This window comes from Mesorhizobium sp. B263B2A (genome assembly GCF_020165775.1).
Taxonomy (GTDB): domain Bacteria; phylum Pseudomonadota; class Alphaproteobacteria; order Rhizobiales; family Rhizobiaceae; genus Mesorhizobium; species Mesorhizobium opportunistum.
The window spans coordinates 59821-81325 of record NZ_JAIUIU010000001.1; the positions used below are offsets into that span (position 1 = coordinate 59821).

A 21505-nucleotide genomic window follows, 5' to 3' on the forward strand; every position below is an offset into this window, starting at 1 on the left:
GCAGGTGAGGGGCGGCGTCAGCGCTTGAAAACTGGCACTGAAGCGGCTTTCCCTTTGCGGGACCATGCGCTAGTCAACGACGAGGCGGTGAGAAGCTGCCGAGAACGAGGCGGACGAAGAGCATGGCAGGCGATGACGACACTTTGCTGCGGTTTCCGATCCTGATCGGCGACATTGGCGGCACCAATGCGCGCTTTTCGATCGTGCTCGACGCCAATTCCGAACCTACCGAGCCGCAAATCGTCCAGACCGCCAACTACAACACCATCGACGAGGCGATCCAGGCGGCCGTGCTCGACCGCTCGTCGGTGCGGCCCAATTCGGCGGTGCTGGCGGTGGCCGGGCCAGTCGATGGCGACGAGATCGAACTCACCAACTGCCCCTGGGTGGTCAAGCCCAAGCAGATGTTCGCCAATCTCGGCCTGAGCGACATCGTCGTGCTCAACGATTTCGAGGCGCAGGCGCTGGCCGTCGTCGCGCTCGGCGAAGAGCACATGGAAAAGATCGGCGGCGGCACGCCGGAGCCCAATGCCGGGCGTGTGGTGCTCGGACCCGGGACCGGCCTCGGCGTTGCCGGGCTGGTCCATGCGCTGCGCCACTGGATCCCGGTGCCCGGCGAGGGCGGCCATATGGACATAGGCCCACGCACGCCACGCGATTTCGAGGTTTTCCCGCATATCGAGAAGCTCGAGGGCCGCATTTCGGGCGAACAGATTCTGTGCGGACGCGGTCTCGTCAACGTCTACCGGGCGGTGGCCAAGGCCGACGGCAAGCCCGCGCCGTTCACCACGCCGGCCGAGGTCACCGGCGCGGCATTGGCCAAGACCGATCCGGTGGCGCAGGAAGCGCTGGAAACCTTCGTCACCTGCCTCGGGCGCACCGCCGGCGACCTTGCCCTTGTGTTCATGAGCCGTGGCGGTGTGTTCCTCACCGGCGGCATCGCGCAGAAGATCGTGCCGGCGCTGAAGCAAGGCAATTTCCGCGCTGCCTTCGAGGACAAGGCGCCGCACAGTGCGCTGATGCGCACCATGCCGGTCTATGTCATCACCCATCCGCTGGCCGCACTTCTGGGCCTTGCCGCCTATGCCAGGAACCCCTCGCTGTTCGGCGTCCAGACGGCAGGCCGGCGCTGGCAGGCCTGAAGCTCAGGGGCCGCGATCCGCTTGGGCGCCCGCGACGAAGTTAATCAGCCGCGGCCATAGGCAAGCCGGCCGCATGGCGCTAAGAGGGGTGCCGAATTTGCAGCCCGGTCCTACGAGGCGGAAAACCACGAAGCGCTCCCGATTTGACCCTTCAAGCCCCACACAAACAGAAAGTCCGGCCCAGCGAGGTCACCGCGGTGCTCCGCCGCATACTCGCTGAAAACGGCAATGAGTATCGCTGGACCTATGTCGTTGCCGTCACCTGCCTGCTGATTGTTTCCGGCACCACTGCCTTCACGGCGTGGATCATGGCCCCGATGATCAACCAGATCTTCTACGAACGGCGCGGCGATATGATCGTCTGGATCTGCGCCGGTTTCATGGGCGCCTCCGTGCTGCGCGGCTTCGCCGGCTATGGTCAGGCCGTCGCGCTGGCCAAGATCGGCAACAATCTGGTCGCGCGTTACCAGAAGCGCAGCTTCGACCATCTGATGAAGCTCGGCGTCGACTTCTTCAACGATACGCGTTCCGGTCGGCTGGCGGCACAGGTCAACGAGAATGTCGGCGGCGTTCGCGATCTGCTGTCGCTGACACTGACCTCCATCAGCCGCGACGCGGTCACGCTGGTCGCTCTCGTCGGCGTCATGATCTACCAGGATCCGGTGTTGTCGCTCAGCTCGCTGCTGATCGGCCCGCCGCTGATCTGGGCCGTCGTCTACATCACCCGCCGGCTGCGGCGTATCAACCGGGAATCCGTGCTGATCAATTCGCGGCTGAACGGTTCCGTGCAGGAGGCCACGCAGGGCATCGCCATCGTCAAGGCCTTCACCCTGGAGGAGGAGCTGGCGCGCCGCATCGGCATCATGGCCGATACGGCCGAGCAGCGTAACAACAAGATCGCCCGCGTCTCGGAGCGGCTGTCGCCGATTTCCGAGATTCTGGGCGGCCTCGCCATTACCTCCGTGCTTGCCTATTCCGGCTACCGGGCGCTGGTGCTGGGGCAACCGCCGGGCGCGGTGTTTTCCTTCATCACCGCGCTGATCATGGCCTACGACCCGGCAAGACGCCTGGCGCGCACACAGGTGGGCATGGAACGTGCGCTGGTCAACGCGCGCATGATTTACGAGCTGCTGGACCTGGAGCCGAAACAGGGCGACGCGCCCGATGCCGTCGAGGCCAGGGTCACCACCGGCGAGGTGCGCTTCGACAATGTGACGTTCGGCTACAGCGCCGACCTGCCGGTGTTGAGGGATCTGAGCTTTACCGCCGCCGCCGGCAAGGTGACGGCGATCGTCGGTGCGTCGGGCGCCGGCAAATCGACGCTGGTGGCGCTCCTGCAGCGCTTCTACGACGTCGACCAGGGCAACATCGAGGTCGATGGCCAGGACATCTCGAAAGTGACCAAGCATTCGCTGCGGCAGTCGATCGCCTATGTGGCGCAGGCGCCCTATCTGTTCGAGGGCACGATCCGCGACAACATCCGCTATGGTCGTCTGTCGGCCACCGACGCCGAGATCGAGCAGGCGGCGAAACAGGCGGCGGCCGACGAGTTCATCCGCCAGCAGCCGCAAGGTTACGACACGCCGGTCGGCGAAGGCGGCTCGACCCTTTCCGGCGGCCAGCGCCAGCGCGTCTCGATCGCCCGCGCCATCGTGCGCCAGGCACCGATCCTGCTGCTCGACGAGGCGACCTCGGCCCTCGACAACGAGGCCGAGGCGCGCGTCCAGGAGGCGCTGACCCATGTCATGCAAGGGCGCACGACGATCGTCATCGCGCACCGGCTGTCGACGGTGATCAATGCCGACCACATCATCGTGCTGGAAGAGGGACGGCTGGTCGAGGAAGGCACGCACGCGACGCTGATGGCCGACCCGGACAGCATCTATGCCCGCTTCCACCGCATACAGGGCGTCAAGGGCCTGGGGCTTGTCGACGACAGCGCGTCGATCCAAACTTCGGGTCGAGACCTAGAGACGCAAAACATCGCCGGGAGCACCGCATGAGCGAGACATCGGCAACGACCGGCAAGCCTGCAAGCGATGGCAAGCCTACGAGCGATATGGGCCTCGTGGTGGTGGGTGCGGCCGGCCGCATGGGCCAGACGCTGATCCGCGCCATCCATACCATTCCGGGCGCGCGCGTCATCGGCGCCGTCGAGCGGGCGGATTCGCCGCATCTGGGCAAGGATGCCGGCGAGCTGGCAGGCATCGGCATCATCAATGTGCCGATATCAGACGATCCGCTGCCGGCCTTCGCCAAGGCCGACGGCGTGCTCGATTTCACCACGCCGGCCTCGACGGTCGAATTCGCCGGCTACGCGGCGCAGGCGCGCATCGTCCATGTTATCGGCACCACCGGCTGCTCGGCGCAAGACAATGCGAAAATCGCTGCCGCCGCGCGCCACGCGACGATCGTCAAGTCGGGCAATATGAGCCTCGGCGTCAACCTCCTGGCGGTGCTGGTCGAACAGGCGGCGCGCGCGCTCGATGCCGACGATTTCGACATCGAGATCCTCGAAATGCACCACAGGCACAAGGTCGACGCGCCGTCCGGCACCGCGTTGCTGCTCGGCGAGGCCGCCGCCGCCGGACGCGATATCGCGTTGGCCGGCAATGACGTGCGTTCACGCGACGGCCACACAGGCGTGCGAAAAACCGGCTCGATCGGCTTTGCCACGCTGCGCGGCGGCTCTGTCGTCGGCGACCACAGCGTGATCCTGGCCGGCACCGGCGAGCGCATCACGCTGTCCCACCATGCCGAGGACCGTGCCATCTTCGCCCGCGGCGCCGTCAAGGCGGCGCTTTGGGCACGTGGCAAGAAGCCGGGGCTGTATTCGATGCGGGACGTGCTCGGCTTAAGCTGAGCCGGACCGTCACATCTAGTAGGGATTGTAGGAGCAAACATGTCGAGAACCCTCGTGCTCGTGCGCCACGGCCAGAGCGAATGGAATTTGAAAAACCTATTCACCGGCTGGCGCGACGTCGACCTGACCGAGCAGGGCCATGCCGAGGCCAAGACCGCCGGGCAAAAACTCAAGGCGCGCGGCCTGAAGTTCGACATCGCCTTCACCTCCGCCCTGGTCCGGGCGCAGAAGACCTGCCAGCACATTCTCGACGCCGTCGGCCAGAGCGACCTCGAGACCATTCGCGACCAGGCGCTGAACGAGCGCGACTATGGCGACCTTTCCGGCCTCAACAAGGACGATGCCCGCAAGAAGTGGGGCGAGGACCAGGTGCATGTCTGGCGCCGCTCCTACGACGTGCCGCCGCCCGGCGGCGAAAGCCTGAAGGACACCGGCGCGCGCGTCTGGCCCTATTACCTGCATGACATGCAGTCGCACGTGCTGCGCGGCGGCACCGTGCTGGTTGCCGCCCACGGCAACTCGCTGCGCGCGCTGATCATGGCGCTGGACGGCAAGTCGGGCGAGGAGATCGTCAAGCTGGAGCTCGGCACCGGCGTGCCTGTCATCTACCAGCTCAACGCCGATTCCACCGTCGCGTCGAAGGAAGTCCTGGAGGGCTGAGCCGGCAAGCAGCGAACCGCTTTGAAAAAAGCGCGTTGACAGCAATCACTTGCCCGCTTACATGAGCCCGCACCAGCCCAGATGGCGGAATTGGTAGACGCGCACGGTTCAGGTCCGTGTTCCGCAAGGAGTGGAGGTTCGAGTCCTCTTCTGGGCACCAAATTCCCGTTTCGAACCGTTTTGTATGGTTCAGACGTTTAGACAAAAAGCCCGGTTCGTCCGGGCTTTTTGTTATTCCGCGGCAGCAAGCTGTCGGGCGGTGAAGTTGTCGCGACCTGGTCGGTCCCCACGCGGATCGCTACTCCTTTCGATATCCAAAACCCGACGATCGCCGACAAACGGACGATGCCCCTAAGCCAATATAGGAGATAGGAGATGCCACTGGATATGTGGTCAGGCAGTGCCCCGCAATATACGCTCGCCTTCTTCTACTAGGATCTATCAGACTGATGTGGTGACAGACACAAGCGCGGCAAAGGAGGTTTTCAGATGGACGGGAACGACGGCAAAGAAGACCCGAATGCGCATTCGCAGTTGGCACGACGTGATTTCATCAAAGGAGTCGGGAAATTTTCGGTTCTGACACCTCCAGCAGTGACCTTGCTGCTGGATGTGAGCATGAATTCCCAAGCCGTGGCGGCGTCGGGAGGTCTCTCGGGTGGCAAGCCCGCTGAAACTGGGGGCAAGGCCGGGAGGGGCGGCTAGCCCGGGTCCAAAAAACTTCGCTTCGGCATCGACACCCCACAACCACCCGGGGGCCGGCACCGATAGAAAGAGCATCCGTGTTGACCGAAATCCAAAACATTGATGCACCCACCGCGGATGTCGGCCCAGTTTTCGAGACCTTACGATCGGGATCCAGTTTTCAACTTGTTTGCGCCGCTCTCACGGTCGGCATGGTGCATCCGCTCCAGTGGGATGCGGTTATCGTGGAAGCGAACCGGCACCTCATACTTCCAGCTTTATATGTTTTCTTGCGGGATCGCGATCTCCTCCGTTTTGCTCCGACCGACGTGGAGAAGTATCTCGGTTTTATCCACCACCTGAACGAGTTGCGAAACCTTCGCTTGCGGCAACAAGTCTTGGAATTGGTCAAGGCGCTGAATAGCGTCGGCATCGAGCCACTTCTGATCAAGGGAGCAGCGCTTCTTCTGGCGCTCCCGGAGAGCCGCTTAGGTGCAAGGATGGTCAGTGACCTGGACGTCGTGGTTGACAATGAGGTTATCGAGACTTGCGTAGCCCAGCTTGTCAACCTCGGTTACAGGCCGCTTGCGGGTGACCCTGGTGTCCATGCCTACGGGAAATTCTATCGACCATCCGATGCAGGATCCTTGGACCTGCATCTACGACCGCCGGGGCCTGTGGCGCTCTTTTCTACAGATGGAGCCGTCCGCAGCCGGGTCGTTGAAGTGGCCGGGGCGCGGTTGAGGCTGCCTAGCCCGGAGGAATGGGTGACGCACCTTATTGTGCACGACATGATTCAAGACCGAAGGTTACGCACGGGTGAAGTCGATTTGAGGCGGTTGCTCGACTGCCGTGAACTCCTGGCTCTCGGTTACGATATCGATTGGAGTGCCGTTTGTCGAAGACTGCCCTCAGGGCGGCTAGCACTTGGCCGTGAAGTTTTCATGTTGAACCTACAACGCCTAATCGATGTGAAGATCGAGGGGCACGTCAGTGGCATCTTACCGCGAATTCTTTATCGCCGTCAGATCGCGATCAAGCACAACGTGTCATATCGACGATTGGATCGGCTCGGACTTTCTGTAGCTCGAAGTGCTTGGAGGATTATAAGGCTTCACAAGGTTCAGCGGCGGTGGGAACGCGCTTGACCTCACGGCGGGCGCTCGGTCCGTGGGTGGGGACCGTGCCCATTACTCCGGCGTTTGGCGCCGTGGCCCATAAGCTCGATTCCGATGTTGTCATGTTTTCGGAGTCGCAGCAGCGTATATACCGCCTGGACAAAGACTCCGGATCCGTCTGGTTTGACATTGTTGCTGGAACCCAGCCCGACACGGTGACACAAAATTTTGCGAGGCGGGTTAAATGTGCGCCTGACGAGGCGAGCGGCTATGTCTCGAATTGCGTGGCGCAATGGCTAGCTATGGGCTTCTTGTGCCACTGGCCACAACAAGGGTCGCTTCCATCCGTCCTGCCCCTCAGGCAAACCAGCGCAGCAAAGGCAGGGGATATTTACAGCATCGCAGGTGCTCGGATTGCGATTTCCTTTGCCGATGCGCGATCAAAAAAAGCCTGGGAAGCGCTCGCGGGTCATCTCCAAAAACAAGCGGCCGGTTCGTCCAAAACGCAAGTCGTGGAGGCCAATCTATCGGTCGACCAGTACCGAGGCGGCTACAGGATACGAGGCCTATCAAGTGACTTTACTGAATATGCCGATCCTGCGGCGGTGGCTGTTGGACTGAAGGAAGCCGTGATGCACGTCGTACTTGATCGACAGCCGTATTGGATCGCGCTGCATTCGGCTGCGCTCCGTGCGGATGCAGGGGCGGTTCTGCTGGCCGGCGCTTCCGGCCGTGGCAAGACGACCTTGGCTGCGCTGCTAAACGCGTTAGGGATGTCGGCCTTCTCTGACGATGTCACCTTGGTGTCTTCGCGGCGGCCGCGCATATGGGGTATGCCCTTCAGTTTTGCCGTGAAACCAGGGAGCTGGGATCGGCTGCGGTCATCGGTTCCGTCCCTGGATCAGTTGCCTGAATTCCGGCGTCCGGACGGCCGCACGGTTAAATATCTGAAGCCATTTCGCCACTGCGAAACGGCCGATAAAGTCTCCGCCATCATCTTTCCGCAGTTTTCTGGCGGGAGTTCTCTCCAGATCTCAACCTTACCCAAAATGACGGGGCTGCTTGCTCTCTTACAGGAGGCAATCAGTGGCAGTCGTCAGTTGAGTGCCGCTGTATTCGGTTCCATTTGCCAACTGCTGAACGACGCGGAAGTTATCGAAATGACCTATGGTGACGGCATTGCGGCCGCAGAATGGGTAACAATGCACTTCAAGCCCTGTTCTTGGCACCATGGTCGATGACTGCGCCTGCGGCCGGGTGGCTGAATGCCGGGTCGTCGAAACTTTGGCTGATCGGAGCCAATGGACACAGCCCTTTGGCCCTGGGGTGAAGTGTCCAATCCGCGTGGGCTCTCTGCTCGGCGGCCAGCCAAATGTCAGCTGCAGCACGTTTTTCCATCAATTGCCGGTGCACAACATGAGGCGTTGGCCTTCTGTTGCTCCTCGAGCCATCGGTCGCGCGGCTTGCAGCTCGCTGGTCGCGGTGACAAGTCGACACGCACGGTGCCCGCGACTAGTTCGGGCACGGCCGCGCTGTAGAGTTGCATGGGCCGCACGCCGTCGCTGACCTCGAAGGTCAGCTTGGCCGAATGGTCGAGCCCGACATGCTCGGTTACCTTGCGGATAATGGCCGAGAACCTGGCCGCCTGCATATGCGTGCGCTCGGCCTCATCCACATCCAAAAGCTGCACAAAGATCTCCGACCAGGATTCGGGATTGGCACCGCAATCGAGGGCGGCGAACTGGCCGGCCTTCACCTCGGTCACGTGGTAGCCAGATCGCACCGCGCGTCCGTCATAGACAAACACCAGGGCCTTTTCCGCATGGGCGGACAGGAACCCAAGCAAGTCGTCTATGGTGATGTCGACCGAGCCGGTCGGCAGGACATGGTCAAATTCGGTGTTGCCAAATTCAGTGTTGTCAGAAGCGAGCATCTGCGGTAATCCTTATTTTGATATTTTTAGGATTATTGAAATATGGATGAACGTCAAGCCCTTTCCGCATTCGGGGCGCTGTCCCAGGAAACGCGGCTGAAGCTGTTGCGGCGGCTGGTCATTGCGGGACCAGAGGGCATCGCCGCCGGCGTCCTGGCAGAGCAGATGGAGGTCTCGCCCTCCAATGTCAGCTTTCACCTGAAGGAACTTGAACGCGCCGGCCTGGTTGCCGCGCGGCGAGATTCCAGGTCGATCGTTTATAGCGCCGAGTATGACGCGCTGACCGGCCTTATCCGGTTTTTGATGGAGGATTGCTGCTCCGGCCGGCCGGAAATCTGTTCGCCGGCGCTCAACCCGACATGCTGCGTCCCGAACGATGGAAGCCATGCCGATGCTTGAATACAGCGTGCCGCGCCGTGTCGCGGCCGAGGCGCTCGGTACTGCTTTCCTCGTCGCCACGGTGGTCGGCTCCGGCATCATGGCCGAGACGCTGACGCCGGACAAAGCTGTTGCGTTGCTCGGCAATACGCTGCCGACAGGCGCCATTCTTGTGGTCCTCATCACCATCCTGGCGCCCATCTGCGGAGCGCATTTCAATCCGGCGGTCACGCTGGTCTTCACGGTCCTGCGGCAGCTGCCGATGCGCTTGGCTGGACTGTACATCGTGGCCCAGACCCTCGGCGGCATTGCCGGCACAATGACGGCGCACGCAATGTTCGGCCAGCCGTTCGTGCAGGCCTCAACGCACATACGCACCGGCGGCGCTCAATGGCTGTCTGAAGGTGTCGCGACCTTCGGCCTGGTCGCCGTCATCCTGGCGGGCGTGCGGTTCGAGCGGAAAGCCGTTCCCTGGCTGGTCGGTCTCTACATCACCGCCGCTTACTGGTTCACGGCATCGACGTCGTTCGCCAACCCCGCGGTTGCCGTGGCGCGTTCGCTGTCCAACAGCTTTTCCGGCATTCGGCCTGCCGACCTTCCTGGGTTCATCGTCGCCGAACTGGCCGGCGCACTCATCGCCGCCGGTACAATGAGCTGGCTGCTTTCGCCAGCCTCGACCGTCGCACACACCGAAAGGGCAGCGCCATGACTGTCACCATCTATCACAACCCGGCTTGCGGCACGTCACGCAACACGCTGGCTCTCATCGAAGCGAGCGGCGAAACGCCCGAAATCATCGAGTATCTGAAAAATCCACCCTCGCGCTCTCGCCTTGTCGGCCTGCTCAAGGCCATGAACATGCCCGCGCGGGCGCTGCTGCGTGAGAAGGGCACGCCCTATGCCGAGTTGGGCCTCGCCGACGCAAAATGGAGCGAGGACGAGTTGATCGACCAGATGCTCGCCCATCCAATTCTTATCAACCGGCCGATTGTCGAGACACCGCGCGGCACGCGGCTTTGCCGGCCGTCGGAACTGGTGCTGGACTTGCTCGACCACCCTGTGGGCCGCTTCACCAAGGAGGATGGTGAAGTGGTGACCTATCCGGCCCGTTGATGAGCCGCGACCACCCAATGCCGGACCGTCGCGTCATCGTCACGGCGCTCGGGCTCACGCAAATCATGGCGTGGGGCTCTTCCTACTACCTGCCGGCCGTCATTGGCCCTGCCGTGTCGGCTCGAACCGGTTGGCCGTTTCCCTGGGTGATCGGCAGCCTGTCGCTCGGGCTGCTGGTCGCGGGCCTGATATCGCCGCATGTCGGCGCGGTAATCGAACGCCATGGCGGCCGCATGACGCTCGCTTTCAGCGCCGTTTGCCTCGGCATCGGCCAGGCGGTGCTTGCCGCTTCGCCGAACCTGCCCGTCTTCGTCACCGGCTGGCTCATCATGGGTTTCGGAATGGGCGCCGGCCTTTACGATGCGGCCTTCGGCACGCTCGGACGGCTGTATGGGCGCGGCGCCCGTTCGACGATCACCAGCCTGACGCTGTTTGGCGGCTTCGCCAGCACGGTGTGCTGGCCGATTTCGGCGCTTCTGCTCGATGCGTTCGGCTGGCGCGGCGTGTGCTTGGTGTACGCGGCAATCCAGCTCCTGGTGGCGTTGCCCGCCTATCTGCTCGTGCTGCCGCGTGGCGTTCCCGCCGAACCCCCGGTCGCGGCGGCCACCGGCCCGGAAGCCGGCCTGGCGCCGCGCAGCCCGCCCCTGATGGCCACGCTGGCGGCAAGCATCACACTGTCGGCGGTCATATCGTCGACATTGTCGGTGCATCTGCTGACCGTGTTGCAATCGACTGGGCTTGCACTCGGCGCCGCGGTTGGCCTTGGCGCACTGGTCGGCCCTTCCCAGGTCGGTGCCCGGGCCGTCGAGATGGCCATCGCCCGCTATCATCATCCGATATGGACCAAGCTGGCGTCGGTGGCATTTGTCGTCTTCGGCGTTGCCGCGCTGTGGACCGGACTGCCGATGCTGCCCGTCGCCCTTGCGCTCTACGGCGCCGGCATCGGTCTGGAATCCATCGCGCGCGGCACGTTGCCTCTGGCGCTGTTCGGCGCTCCCGGTTACGCGAAACTGATGGGTCGGCTTGCCATGCCAAGCTTGATTGCCCAGGCTGCCGCGCCTTCGCTCGGCGCTCTCTTGCTGGAGCATGTCGGCGCGTCGGGCTTGCTGTCGGTGCTGCTTGGGCTCGCCCTTGTCAATGTCCTACTGGTCGCCGCCCTGCTCGCTTTTAAACGCAACTCCTCCCGACCTGTCCGAACCATCGTACCATCCTAGTCTAAATCGGATATACCGGTCGTGTACCACTATTGCACGATAGCATACCTTCACCGGCCGCTTTTTTTTGCTGGTCGGCAACGTATGTTGCTCAGCACGTTCAATATTGAGTCCATGGACAGGGTGGGAATGAGTGGTTTTCGCATCCGCATCGATTGGTTATCATCGTTTCGGACTCGGGCCGCGATCCCGCGATCTGTCTCTATTGGATGGCGATCCACGCACTGTTCTTCTCAATGAGCTGGATGAACCGGACATAGCCCTCCTTACTGGCGGAGATCTCCTGTCCGCCGCCGAAATCATCACGCAACGACATCGCCAGGACCGGCTTCCGCGCGGCTATCTCGCGGCGGCGATCCGCCGCCTCACCTTCTTCGTGCCGATCGATCGCCGGGTGCTCGAAGCGGAAGTCAGGGCCCGGATAGACCGCGCCCTGATTGCCAGGACAGGGCTCGTCGAGCGGCTGGTGACATTCTGGATGAACCATTTCGTCGTCGAAACCAGTGCCAATGGCACTGTCCGGCGCACCGCGGCGGCATTCGAGCGGGAAGCCATCCGGCCTTTCGTGCTCGGGCGGTTCGAAGACATGCTTGTCGCTGTAACCCGGCACCCGGCGATGCTTTCCTACTTCAACAGCGCCAATTCGGTCGGGCCGAATTCGGTGATCGGGCGCCGGTCCGGGCGCGGCTGCAATGAAAACCACGCGCGCGAGTTGCTGGAATTGCACACGGTCGGGGTCGAGGCGGGCTATTCGCAGGCAGATGTCAGCGCGCTGTCGAAAGTGCTGACCGGCTGGAGTTACAGGGGCGCCAGCGAGGACGATGAACTCGCCGATGATTATGGCCGCTTTTATTTCACCGCGGATGCACACGAGCCTGGCGGCCAGGTGGTCATGGATGTCGACTATCCGCAAACCGGCGTGGATCAGGGCGAGGCGGTTCTGTCCGCCCTGGCGGGCCATGAAGCAACAGCAAGGCGGATCGCCTGGAAGCTCGTCCGTCACTTCATCAACGATGACCCCGCGCCCGACATTGCCGAAACGATCGCGGCAATCTTCCTGGAGAGTGCCGGGGATCTCAAAGCGTGCGTACGAATGCTGCTTCTCCACGACAAGGCGTGGGGGCCGGCGGTGAAGATCAAGAGCCCCAGCGAATTCCTGTGGTCGGCTCTCAGGGCACTGGACCTGCGCATCGATGTCGCGCAGGTCGCGCGCGTGTTGAGTGCGCTTGGGCAGCCATTGTGGAATCCGAACGCCCCCAATGGCTTTCCTGATCACGCCGATAGCTGGCTGGCGGGCAATGCGATGACCGATCGCCTCGATTTCGCCGAAGAGCTGGCGGCGCGCGCCCGTGTCGACCTGGATCCGCTGGCCCTCGTCGATGCGGTGCTGGGCACGGCCTGTTCCGCAACCACGCGGGAGCATATCGCGCACGCCCGAAGCAGATCCCAGGCGCTGGCTTTGCTGCTCATGAGCCCGGAGTTCCAACGCAGATGACGGGGACGCCCCCCATGCCTGCCTCAAACGGCAGTTTCGTCGCCTGGTCGAGAATGCCACGCATGGCCCACGCGGCGCCGCGCGATCCACGGATGGTGGTCGTGATCCTGCGCGGAGCCTTGGATGGCCTGGCCGTTGCGCCACCCATCGGGGACCCGGACTACGCGCGGTTGCGGGGCGAGCTTGCGATTGGCGTGGCCGGCATCGGCCGAGTCCTGTCATTGGACGGGTTTTTCGGCTTGCATGATGCGATGCGGACATTGCACGACCACTACGTCGCCGGCGACACCCTGATCGTCCATGCCGCCGCCACGCCCTACAGGGATCGATCCCATTTCGACGGCCAGGACGTCCTGGAAAGCGGCATGCCCGGACCGAGAGATACAGCATCCGGCTGGCTCAATCGTGCGGTGCTGGAACTTCCGGTCGGCGACCGGATCGAGGTCGCCCGACCGGTCGGGCTGGCCGTCAGTCCCACTGTCCCGCTGATTTTCCGCGGTGCCGCACCGACATTGACATGGACGCCGCCAAATTTCCGGTCGGCCTCCCCGGACACGCAAGATCGGCTCATGGGGCTTTACGGCGAAATCGATCCGGCGCTGTTGCGTGCCTTTATCGAGGGCCGCGAGATAGACGGCCTGTCCGGTCACGGCGACGATCCGGTGCCGCGCACCAAGATGGCGGGGCCTTCCTTTCGCGAGGCTGCGGAGGGCGCGGCGAAATTGCTTGCGGCCGAGTCCGGCCCGCGCATTGCCGCACTCAGCTTCGATGGCTGGGACACGCACGCGAAAGAGGGCGCCAAGGATGGCAAGCTGGCAAGGCTGTTGGCGGCCCTGGACGGCGCTTTGGAGGGTTTGGTCAGCGGCCTGAAGTCCGTTTGGCACGATACCGTGATCGTGGTCATCACCGAGTTCGGGCGCACGGCGCGGATCAACGGCAATGAGGGGACCGATCATGGTACCGCCACGACGGCCTTCCTGATGGGTGGCGCCGTCAAGGGCGGACGGGTGGTGGCGGACTGGCCGGGACTTGGAACCTCCCAATTGTATCAAGGCCGGGACCTGATGCCGACCACCGATCTTCGGGCGGTGCTGAAGGGCCTTTTGCGCGACCATCTCGGCATCTCGGAGCTCGCTTTGTCGCAGCGTGTATTCCCGTCCAGCATCGCCGTCAGGCCTTTGAGCGGGCTGATCGGGTAGCGCGCGCTGAACATCTGCGCCCGACGCCGTCTCTCGGCACCTCGTTTCGCCGGCCTCGCCTCCCGGCTAGGCACCGAACAAACCGCTTCAAACCCGGCGCCCGCTTCGCTACGCTCAAGACCATGTCTCAATCCAGCATGTCCCAATCCAGCACCGCGATCTTCGGCGCCCGTCGCGACCAGGCCTTTCCGACGCTGGCCGAGGTGGACATCGATCGGATGCGCCGGTTCGGCGAGGCCGCCGCCTATGCCGCCGGCGAGCACATCATCAAGGCCGGCGATGTGGCGCCAGGCCTGATCCTCGTACTGTCGGGCAAGGTCGATATCACACAGGATGGCGGGCTCGGCCGGCGCGAGACGATCGTCACCCATGGTCCCGGCAGCTTCGTCGGCGAACTGGCGCAGCTTTCGGCCCGCCCCTCGCTGGTCAATGCCGAGGCCGCCGAACCGGTCGAGGCGTTCGTCATCCCCTCGCAGCGTGTGCGCGACCTGATGGTGCAGGAGGCCAATCTCGGCGAGCGCATCATGCGGGCGCTGATCCTGCGCCGTGTCGGGCTCCTGGAAAGCGCCACCAGCGGGCCGATCATCATCGGACCATCAGACAACGCCGACGTATTGCGGCTGCAGGGCTTCCTGGCCCGCAGCGGCCAGCCGCACCGCGTGCTCGATTCCGCCAGCGACCCCTGCGCCAAAACCCTGGTCGAGCGCTTCGACGTCGATCCCCACCATCTGCCGGTCGTGCTGTGTCCGAACGGCAGGCTGTTGCGCAACCCCACCGAGAAGGACCTTGCCCGCTGCATCGGCCTGCTCAGGCCGATCGATGCCGATACGCTGTATGACGTCGCCATTGTCGGCGCCGGACCGGCCGGGCTGGCGGCCGCGGTCTATGCGGCGTCCGAAGGGCTGTCGACCATCGTGCTCGACTGCCGGGCCTTCGGCGGCCAGGCCGGCGCCTCCTCGCGCATCGAGAACTATCTCGGTTTCCCGACAGGCATTACCGGCATGGCGCTGATGGCGCGCGCCTACAACCAGGCGCAGAAATTCGGCGTCGAAATGGTGATTCCCGACGAGGCCAAGCTGTTGAGCGCCGCGACCGACAATTCAGGCGCCCGCTATTTGCTCGATGTCGGCGACGGCGAGATGGTGCGCACGCGCAGCGTGGTCATCGCCAGCGGCGCGCGCTATCGCCGCCTCGATGTCGCCAATCTGGCGCAGTTCGAGGGCACCTCGGTGCATTATTGGGCCTCGCCCATCGAAGGGCGGCTTTGCGCAGGCCAGGAAGTGGCGCTGGTCGGCGCCGGCAATTCGGCGGGCCAAGCCGCGGTCTACCTCGCCAGCCATGCGCACAAGGTGGTGCTTTTGGCGCGTGGTGGCAGCCTCGAAGCCTCGATGTCGCGCTATCTGGTCGAGCGCATCAGGGCGCAGCCGAACATCGAAGTGCTGACCGGGACCGAAATCGAAGCGCTGGAGGGCGAGGCGGGCAATCTTGCCACCGTGCGCTGGCGCAACCGCGTCAGCGGCGAGGAGACGGCGCGCCCGATCCGCCATCTCTTCCTGTTCATCGGCGCCGACCCCAACACCGACTGGCTCGCGCAGTGCAACGTGACGCTGGACGCCAAGGGGTTCATCCGTACCGGATCGGAGCTGGGACCGGCGCACGGCCTGATGGAGACCAGCCTCGGCGGCGTGTTTGCCATCGGCGACGTGCGCTGCGGCTCGGTCAAGCGCGTCGCGGCGGCCGTTGGCGAGGGTGCCCAGGTCGTCGCCGCATTGCATGCCTATCTTGCGCAAACGAAGAGTTGAGCCTCAACTGGCAGGGAGAGTGTGATGGCGGATGAATGCAAGCATGCAGCCGGGATCAAGGACGTGACCCCGAGCGCACTCGGCTGCGAGGAGTGCTTGAAGAGCGGCTCGTGGTGGGTGCATCTGCGGCTCTGCCGCACCTGCGGCCATGTCGGCTGCTGCGACGACTCGCCCAACCGCCATGCGACAAAACATTTTCATGCCACCAGCCACCCGGTCATCGAGGGCTACGATCCGCCGGAGGGCTGGGGATGGTGCTATGTCGACGAGGTCTTTCTCGACCTCGGCGACCGCACGACGCCGCAGAAGGGACCGATCCCGCGATTTTATTGAGCCGGCCTCGGCGGCGGCGGTTCGGCCGGACCTATCGCACCGACCCGGTGACCGTCCGGTCGACATCGGGAACGGATTTGCGGTCGTTGCCGGCAAGGGCGGCGATGGCCAGCAGGCTGGCAACCACCGGAACGAACAGGATGGCGACGCGGGCCTGTACATAAAGAATGGCGCGCCATTCGCTGCGCTTGTCGGGGCTGTCGCTCATCATACTCACTTTGCCATGGACCCCCCTGGGCGTCACATAGAGGTGAACGGTTAAACAACTCCTTCCGGCTTCGTTAACCGGTGGCGGCGCGCACGGCTTTCAGTTCAGGCCGATCCGCCTGGCGCCTTGCCGGAACAGCGCCTCGGCATCCGGCTCGAAGCGGAAGGTGCCGATGAAATCGTCGGCGCGGTAATCGGGCATTGTCTTGCGGATGGCGGCGGCGAAACCGTGCGCCTCGTCGAGCCGTCCGGCCAGCGCCAGGCAATGCGCGGCGATCGCCAGGATGATGGCATGGGCGTTGGGCCGTGCTGCCGCCTTCAGCGCCCATTCGGCCGCCTCCTTGAACTGGCCGAGCCGGACATGCGACATCGCCCGCGCGCCCAGCATGCCGAAAAGCAGCGGGTCGAAGGGGCTGAGATGCCGCGAATGGTCGGACGAACTTATCGCTGCCTGCGGGTCGCCCGACTGGGAATGCACGAAGGACAGCGCGTAGTGGCCGAGCGCGAAATTCGGGCTGAGGTCGACCGCGCGTTCGAGTTCGGAGAGCGATCCGTCCTGCTCGCCGCGCAGCCACAGCGCCCGTCCCATCGCCCAGTGCGCGGCGGGATTGTGGTCGTCGACCAGCACGCTCTGGCCGGCGCTTTCGAAGGCCAGAGCGCTTTCGCGGTCGCGGTCGCCCCAGCGCTGGAAGGCGGCCTGCCAATGGGTGAAGGAAAGGCCGGCATGGGCGCGGGCAAAGGTCGGGTCGAGTTCGACGGCCGTGGCAAAGAAGTTCCGCGCCTGCTCGTTTTCCGCCTGCGTGAAACGGTACATGTGCCAGAGGCCGCGATGATAGGCCTCCCAGGCATTGAGCGAATTGGGCGCCTTCAGCATGGCGCGGTTGCGCTCGACGGTTTCGATCTCGGCCGAGATCGACGAGACGATGCTGTCGCCGATATCGTCGAGCACGGCGAAAATGTCGTCGGGCCGGCGTTCGAACGTCTCGGCCCAGACGATCCTGGCCGTGCGCACCTCGATGAGCTCGACGCTGACGATCAGGCGGCCGGCCGGGCTGCGCACCGTACCGGTGGCGACATAGTCGACATTCAGTTTTCTGCCGGCTTCGTCCGGCGCGATGTTCATCTGCGCCAGCGCGAACACCGATCCGCGCGCGATGACGAAGAAATCCCTGAGCTTGGCGAGGCGGGTGATGATGTCGTGGGTGAAACCATCGGCAAGCCCACCGCGCGTGCCGCCGGCTTCCTCGATAAACGGCATCACCGCCAGCGAAGCGTGGCTTGGTTCGACCGCGCCGGCATCGCCCGATGGCGCCACCGGCTGCGACAGCGCGGACACCGGCGGCGCCCGAAGCGAGACCGCCGGCGCCTGATCGCGGATCGTCCGCCAGGCGGCGCGAAGCGGTGCGAAATCCAGATCCTCCGACTGGAACAACTGTTGCGCCGCCGCCAGATGCCGCTCGGCCGCGCCGACCTCGCCGCGCCGGACCATGCTCGCCAGCAGCGCGGCGTGCGCGCGCCCGTCGAACGGCGCCAGCTCCACCCATTTGTCGAGATGGCCGATTGCCTCGTCGCAATCCGCAGGCAATTTTTCGACAAGCTGCTCCAGCACCGCCGCATGGCAAGCGCCGAGGCGGCGCCGCTGGGCGATCAGCCAACTGTCGAAAAGCGGGCTGCGCTCGAGCTCCAGCCCGTCGAGGAACGCGCCGGCGAACAGCCCGGCCAGCGTTCGCAACGGCTCCAATTCAAGCGTTTCGATCCCCTGTGTCGCGGCGTGGTTCACCTCCAGCGCGTCGACAGGACAATCGTCGAGATCGAGTGCGACCGTGTCGCCCTGCGTCAGGACCCGGCGCCGGTCCGGCGTGTCGAGCACGCCGCGCAGCTTGCTGAGGCACCAGCGCAATTCGCCACGCGGGTCGTTCGGCACATCCCACAGCATTTCGCACAGGCGACCGCGCCCGACCGGATGCGGCGCCAGTGCCAGATAGGCAAGCAATGCGCGCACCTTGCGCGACGCCGGCAGCACCACCGGCACGCCATCGCGCACGACCGCCAGCGATCCGAGCGTGCGCACGGAGAGGATCGGCATGGCGCGATCCAGTCTCGATGGTGCGGATTCCACGGCTCTTCCCACGCCTGCTCCCACGCTGGCCTGTCGGCCCCTGCTGTATCATCAAACACGATACGGCATCCGGCAGCGCGTTTTCGCGCCGGCTGCGGCATTGCCGCAGTGCCGTCAGGTCAGTCCTAGCGCGGCAAGGTCTCCAAACCTCGCCGCCCAAACCGCCGGTTTGTAACCAGCCTGTGAAGACAGACACGACGACGAGACACAACGATCGAGGAGAACAAGGATGTTGAACAAACAAAAGATCAGGACCACCGCCGGGCGCGGCCGCCTGTTCGACAGCATTCTGGATACCGTCGGCGACACGCCGGCGGTGCGCATCAACAATCTCGGACCGGCTCATGCGACCATCTACGTCAAGGCCGAGTTCTTCAACCCGGGCGCCTCGGTGAAGGACCGCCTGGCGCTCAACATCATCGAGGAAGGCGAACGCAGCGGCTCACTGAAGCCCGGCCAGACGGTGGTCGAGGCGACGAGCGGCAACACCGGCATCGGGCTCGCCATGGTCTGTGCGCAGAAAGGCTATCCGCTGGTCGTCACCATGGCCGATAGCTTTTCCGTCGAGCGCCGCAAGCTGATGCGCATGCTGGGCGCCAAGGTGGTGCTGACGCCGCGCGCCGAAAAAGGCTTCGGCATGTACAAGAAGGCGGTGGAACTGGCCGAGGCCAATGGCTGGTTCCTCGCCCGCCAGTTCGAGACGGCGGCCAACGCCGCCATCCACGAGGCGACCACCGCGCGCGAGATCATCAACGATTTCGCCGGCTCGCGGCTCGACGGCTTCGTCACCGGCTATGGCACCGGCGGCACCGTCGTCGGCGTGGCGCGCGTGCTGCGCCGCGAGCGGCCGGACACCCGCATCGTGCTCGCCGAACCGGCCAACGCGCAGCTCATCGGCAGCGGCAAGGCGCAGCAGCGCGGTGCCGACGGCGCGCCCGCCGCCAGCCATCCGGCCTTCGAGCCGCATCCGGTGCAAGGCTGGACGCCGGACTTCATCCCCAATGTCCTGCAGGAGGCGATCGACACCAGCCTCTATGACGAGGTGATGCCGATCGCCGGGCCCGAGGGCATCAAATGGGCCAAGGCGCTGGCACGCCAGGAAGGCATCTTCACCGGCATTTCCGGCGGCGCCACCTTCGCCGTGGCGCGTCAGGTCGCGGAGAATGCGGCGGCCGGCGCAGTGATCCTGTGCATGCTGCCCGACACCGGCGAACGCTACATGTCGACGCCGCTCTTCGACGGCATCGAGGCCGAGATGGACGCCGGCGAGACGGCGCTGTCGCATTCGACGCCGGGCTGCCAATTCCCCGTGGCTTGACGGGAGGAGGCTGTCATGGACGTCGCACCGGAAACCCTCGGCATGGTCGCCGAGGAAACGCTTGACCCCTTGGACTGGGCCGACGTCCAGGCCCTGTCGCATCGGGTCATCGACGAGGCCGTCGACTATCTGCGCGACGTGCGCGGCCGCCCGGTCTGGCGGGAGATGCCGGCTGATATGAGAGAGGCTTTCGCGGCACCCCTGCCGCGATCGCCGGTGCCGCTGGACGCGGTCTATGGCGAGGTCTCCCGCACGGTGATGTCCTATCCGATGGGCAACGTCCATCCGCGCTTCTGGGCCTGGTACATGGGGTCGAGCAATTTCACCGGCGCGCTTGGCGATTTCCTGGCGGCGATTCAGGGCTCCAATCTTGGCGGCGGCAACCATGCCGCCGGGCTGATGGATAACCAGGTGGTCAACTGGTGCAAGGAGATGCTGGGCTTCCCGGCTTCCGCCTCCGGCACGCTGGTCAGCGGTGGCTCGATGGCCAACATCGTCGGGCTGACGGTGGCGCGCAACACCAAGGCCGGCATCGACGTGCGCGAACACGGCGTCGCCGCCATTGAAAAGCCGCTGCGCTTCTATGGCTCGGACCAGATCCATTCCTGCCACCGCAAGGCGATGGAAGCGCTTGGCCTCGGCAATCGCGCGCTGCGACGGATCCCGTCCGACGCCGGGCTGCGCATCGACATATCGGCCTTGCGGGCAGCGATATCGGAAGACCGCACGGCCGGCTTCAAACCGGCCTGCGTGATCGGCAATGCCGGCACGGTGAACACCGGCGCGATCGATGACCTGCGGGCACTTGCCAAACTCGCGCATGAGGAAGACCTCTGGTTCCATGTCGATGGCTGCATCGGCGCGCTGATTGCGATTGCGCCGGACAATGCGCATCGCGTTGCCGGCATCGAATGGGCGGATTCGATCGCGCTCGACCCGCACAAATGGCTGCATGCGCCGTTCGAGGCCGGCTGTGCCTTGGTCAGGGATGCCATCGCGCATCGCCGGACTTTCGCGGTGACGCCGGAATATCTGGAATCGACGCCGCGCGGCCTTGCCTCGGGCGACTGGCTCCACGATTACGGCCTGCAGACCTCGCGTGGCTTTCGCGCGCTGAAAGTATGGATGGCGCTGAAACAGCACGGCATCGACAAGTTCGGCCGCCTGATCGACCAGAACATCGCACAGGCCTCCTATCTCGCCGGGCTGGTCGAGGCCGAGCCGTCGCTGCAACTGGCCATGGCGCCCACCATCAACATCGTCTGCTTCCGTTACCAGCCCGGCGTCAGCGGCGAGGCGTTGAAGGCGCTCAACACCGAGATCATGCTGCGGCTGCAGGAGCAGGGCATTGCCACCCTCTCCGACACCACGGTGCATGGCGAGCACTGGCTGCGCGTGGCGATCGCCAACCATCGCACAAGGCGCGACGACCTCGACCTTCTGGTGCGGGAAACAATACGGGTGGGACGGGAGATCGCGGGTTCAGCGTCTTCCTAGTTCCTGGCAGGCATGCGATTCTGCCGCGATGATTCGGGGAGGTCCGGCGGTGACGCTGTTTCGCATGGCAGCATTTGCGGCATTGGTCTTCGCCACTTCGGCGCAGGCCGCCGACATGGCCTTCTTCGTCAAGAACCTGCGCAAGGAAGCGGTTGCAGTCGAGCTGTTCAGCCGCGACCGCGAGACGGTCTGGCCGGGCAACGACAAGGTGTTCCTGATCGATCCGGGCTCGCAGAAATCGGTGCCGCTCACCTGCAATCAGGGTGAGCACATCTGCTACGGCGCCTGGGTCGACGGCAATGATCAGATCTCCGCCGGCGTCGGACCTGATAACGACCAACCTTGCGACAATTGCTGCTTCATCTGCGTGGAACACTCGACCGAAACGATCGATCTGGTGCCGTGACCGGCGCTTCTGAACCTGCACGGG

21 protein-coding genes and 1 tRNA gene are annotated in these 21505 nt (G+C 64.3%); 19 read left to right on the forward strand and 3 right to left on the reverse strand.

The genetic code is table 11. The annotated features are described in order from the left end of the window. Positions 1-122 precede the first annotated feature (122 nt). From LB568_RS00315 to LB568_RS00350, 8 genes are all read left to right on the forward strand, one after another. Complete coding sequence (locus LB568_RS00315; protein WP_013892020.1) at positions 123-1142, forward strand: glucokinase; 1020 nt, start codon at positions 123-125, stop codon at positions 1140-1142. Between the two features lie 143 nt (positions 1143-1285). Continuing rightward, positions 1286-3145: an ABC transporter ATP-binding protein gene (locus tag LB568_RS00320; RefSeq protein WP_224728697.1), complete on the forward strand. Its 1860-nt coding sequence runs from the start codon at positions 1286-1288 to the stop codon at positions 3143-3145. After that, positions 3142-4005 carry a 4-hydroxy-tetrahydrodipicolinate reductase gene (gene dapB / locus LB568_RS00325; protein ID WP_224728698.1) on the forward strand — a complete coding sequence of 288 codons (864 nt, stop codon included), beginning with the start codon at positions 3142-3144 and terminating at the stop codon, positions 4003-4005. Before LB568_RS00320 ends, dapB begins: the two co-directional genes overlap by 4 nt. Before the next feature lie 39 nt (positions 4006-4044). Then, on the forward strand, positions 4045-4665 hold the full coding sequence (locus tag LB568_RS00330) for a 2,3-bisphosphoglycerate-dependent phosphoglycerate mutase (RefSeq protein WP_224728699.1): 621 nt from the start codon (positions 4045-4047) through the stop codon (positions 4663-4665). Positions 4666-4740: 75 nt separating this feature from the next. Further along, positions 4741-4825, forward strand: a tRNA-Leu gene (locus LB568_RS00335). A 329-nt stretch (positions 4826-5154) separates the two neighbouring features. After that, entirely contained in the window at positions 5155-5370 is a 216-nt protein-coding gene (locus LB568_RS00340) for a hypothetical protein (RefSeq protein ID WP_013892016.1), read from the forward strand. Between the two features lie 80 nt (positions 5371-5450). Continuing rightward, positions 5451-6497: a nucleotidyltransferase family protein gene (locus LB568_RS00345; RefSeq protein ID WP_140572366.1), complete on the forward strand. Its 1047-nt coding sequence runs from the start codon at positions 5451-5453 to the stop codon at positions 6495-6497. A gap of 35 nt (positions 6498-6532) precedes the next feature. Continuing rightward, positions 6533-7708, forward strand: a complete 1176-nt coding sequence (locus LB568_RS00350) for a hypothetical protein (RefSeq protein ID WP_224728700.1) — start codon at positions 6533-6535, stop codon at positions 7706-7708. A gap of 134 nt (positions 7709-7842) precedes the next feature. On the opposite strand, the gene LB568_RS00355 is transcribed toward LB568_RS00350, so the two are convergent. Next, the gene (locus tag LB568_RS00355) at positions 7843-8400 is read right to left on the reverse strand and encodes a DUF6428 family protein (protein WP_224728701.1); all 558 of its coding nucleotides are present in this window, start codon (positions 8398-8400) and stop codon (positions 7843-7845) included. 42 nt (positions 8401-8442) lie between these two features. Between LB568_RS00355 and LB568_RS00360 the strand changes: the two genes are divergently transcribed. From LB568_RS00360 to LB568_RS00395, 8 genes are all read left to right on the forward strand, one after another. Further along, on the forward strand, positions 8443-8799 hold the full coding sequence (locus tag LB568_RS00360) for an ArsR/SmtB family transcription factor (protein ID WP_224728702.1): 357 nt from the start codon (positions 8443-8445) through the stop codon (positions 8797-8799). After that, positions 8792-9487, forward strand: a complete 696-nt coding sequence (locus tag LB568_RS00365; protein ID WP_224729470.1) for an aquaporin — start codon at positions 8792-8794, stop codon at positions 9485-9487. Before LB568_RS00360 ends, LB568_RS00365 begins: the two co-directional genes overlap by 8 nt. Further along, positions 9484-9891: an arsenate reductase (glutaredoxin) gene (gene arsC, locus LB568_RS00370; RefSeq protein ID WP_224728703.1), complete on the forward strand. Its 408-nt coding sequence runs from the start codon at positions 9484-9486 to the stop codon at positions 9889-9891. The genes LB568_RS00365 and arsC overlap by 4 nt, the downstream gene beginning before the upstream one ends. Continuing rightward, positions 9891-11105 (forward strand): MFS transporter, encoded by a 1215-nt coding sequence (locus LB568_RS00375; RefSeq protein ID WP_412033884.1) that lies wholly within the window; start codon positions 9891-9893, stop codon positions 11103-11105. Before arsC ends, LB568_RS00375 begins: the two co-directional genes overlap by 1 nt. Before the next feature lie 133 nt (positions 11106-11238). Beyond that, entirely contained in the window at positions 11239-12600 is a 1362-nt protein-coding gene (locus tag LB568_RS00380) for a DUF1800 domain-containing protein (RefSeq protein WP_224728705.1), read from the forward strand. A 14-nt stretch (positions 12601-12614) separates the two neighbouring features. Continuing rightward, on the forward strand, positions 12615-13799 hold the full coding sequence (locus tag LB568_RS00385) for a DUF1501 domain-containing protein (protein ID WP_412033885.1): 1185 nt from the start codon (positions 12615-12617) through the stop codon (positions 13797-13799). 137 nt (positions 13800-13936) lie between these two features. Beyond that, complete coding sequence (locus tag LB568_RS00390; RefSeq protein ID WP_224728707.1) at positions 13937-15601, forward strand: FAD-dependent oxidoreductase; 1665 nt, start codon at positions 13937-13939, stop codon at positions 15599-15601. 24 nt (positions 15602-15625) lie between these two features. Then, positions 15626-15934 carry a UBP-type zinc finger domain-containing protein gene (locus LB568_RS00395; protein ID WP_013892005.1) on the forward strand — a complete coding sequence of 103 codons (309 nt, stop codon included), beginning with the start codon at positions 15626-15628 and terminating at the stop codon, positions 15932-15934. Positions 15935-15965: 31 nt separating this feature from the next. On the opposite strand, the gene LB568_RS00400 is transcribed toward LB568_RS00395, so the two are convergent. Beyond that, a complete protein-coding gene (locus LB568_RS00400) occupies positions 15966-16142 on the reverse strand; it encodes a hypothetical protein (RefSeq protein ID WP_013892004.1) in 177 nt (58 codons plus the stop codon). A 99-nt stretch (positions 16143-16241) separates the two neighbouring features. After that, the gene (locus LB568_RS00405; RefSeq protein WP_224728708.1) at positions 16242-18227 is read right to left on the reverse strand and encodes a BTAD domain-containing putative transcriptional regulator; all 1986 of its coding nucleotides are present in this window, start codon (positions 18225-18227) and stop codon (positions 16242-16244) included. Positions 18228-18489: 262 nt separating this feature from the next. Here LB568_RS00405 and LB568_RS00410 point away from each other — a divergent pair, with 262 nt between their 5' ends. Genes LB568_RS00410 through LB568_RS00420 form a run of 3 tightly spaced genes read left to right on the forward strand, consistent with a single transcriptional unit; the run spans position 18490 to position 21481 of the window. Further along, positions 18490-19578: a PLP-dependent cysteine synthase family protein gene (locus tag LB568_RS00410; protein WP_013892002.1), complete on the forward strand. Its 1089-nt coding sequence runs from the start codon at positions 18490-18492 to the stop codon at positions 19576-19578. A gap of 15 nt (positions 19579-19593) precedes the next feature. Then, positions 19594-21075: a pyridoxal phosphate-dependent decarboxylase family protein gene (locus LB568_RS00415; RefSeq protein WP_013892001.1), complete on the forward strand. Its 1482-nt coding sequence runs from the start codon at positions 19594-19596 to the stop codon at positions 21073-21075. Positions 21076-21124: 49 nt separating this feature from the next. Then, positions 21125-21481, forward strand: coding sequence for a hypothetical protein (locus LB568_RS00420; protein ID WP_013892000.1), 357 nt, complete (start codon positions 21125-21127; stop codon positions 21479-21481). The last annotated feature ends 24 nt before the right edge of the window (positions 21482-21505 follow it).

Excerpts from the sequence above, each read along its gene's own strand:
- LB568_RS00315 (WP_013892020.1), top strand. The coding sequence starts at position 123 with ATGGCAGGCGATGACGACACTTTGCTGCGGTTTCCGATCCTGATCGGC.
- dapB (WP_224728698.1), top strand. The coding sequence starts at position 3,142 with ATGAGCGAGACATCGGCAACGACCGGCAAGCCTGCAAGCGATGGCAAG.
- LB568_RS00330 (WP_224728699.1), top strand. The coding sequence starts at position 4,045 with ATGTCGAGAACCCTCGTGCTCGTGCGCCACGGCCAGAGCGAATGGAAT.
- LB568_RS00340 (WP_013892016.1), top strand. The coding sequence starts at position 5,155 with ATGGACGGGAACGACGGCAAAGAAGACCCGAATGCGCATTCGCAGTTG.
- LB568_RS00355 (WP_224728701.1), bottom strand. The coding sequence starts at position 8,400 with ATGCTCGCTTCTGACAACACTGAATTTGGCAACACCGAATTTGACCAT.
- LB568_RS00360 (WP_224728702.1), top strand. The coding sequence starts at position 8,443 with ATGGATGAACGTCAAGCCCTTTCCGCATTCGGGGCGCTGTCCCAGGAA.
- LB568_RS00365 (WP_224729470.1), top strand. The coding sequence starts at position 8,792 with ATGCTTGAATACAGCGTGCCGCGCCGTGTCGCGGCCGAGGCGCTCGGT.
- arsC (WP_224728703.1), top strand. The coding sequence starts at position 9,484 with ATGACTGTCACCATCTATCACAACCCGGCTTGCGGCACGTCACGCAAC.
- LB568_RS00375 (WP_412033884.1), top strand. The coding sequence starts at position 9,891 with ATGAGCCGCGACCACCCAATGCCGGACCGTCGCGTCATCGTCACGGCG.
- LB568_RS00385 (WP_412033885.1), top strand. The coding sequence starts at position 12,615 with ATGCCTGCCTCAAACGGCAGTTTCGTCGCCTGGTCGAGAATGCCACGC.
- LB568_RS00390 (WP_224728707.1), top strand. The coding sequence starts at position 13,937 with ATGTCCCAATCCAGCACCGCGATCTTCGGCGCCCGTCGCGACCAGGCC.
- LB568_RS00395 (WP_013892005.1), top strand. The coding sequence starts at position 15,626 with ATGGCGGATGAATGCAAGCATGCAGCCGGGATCAAGGACGTGACCCCG.
- LB568_RS00400 (WP_013892004.1), bottom strand. The coding sequence starts at position 16,142 with ATGAGCGACAGCCCCGACAAGCGCAGCGAATGGCGCGCCATTCTTTAT.
- LB568_RS00405 (WP_224728708.1), bottom strand. The coding sequence starts at position 18,227 with ATGCCGATCCTCTCCGTGCGCACGCTCGGATCGCTGGCGGTCGTGCGC.
- LB568_RS00410 (WP_013892002.1), top strand. The coding sequence starts at position 18,490 with ATGTTGAACAAACAAAAGATCAGGACCACCGCCGGGCGCGGCCGCCTG.
- LB568_RS00415 (WP_013892001.1), top strand. The coding sequence starts at position 19,594 with ATGGACGTCGCACCGGAAACCCTCGGCATGGTCGCCGAGGAAACGCTT.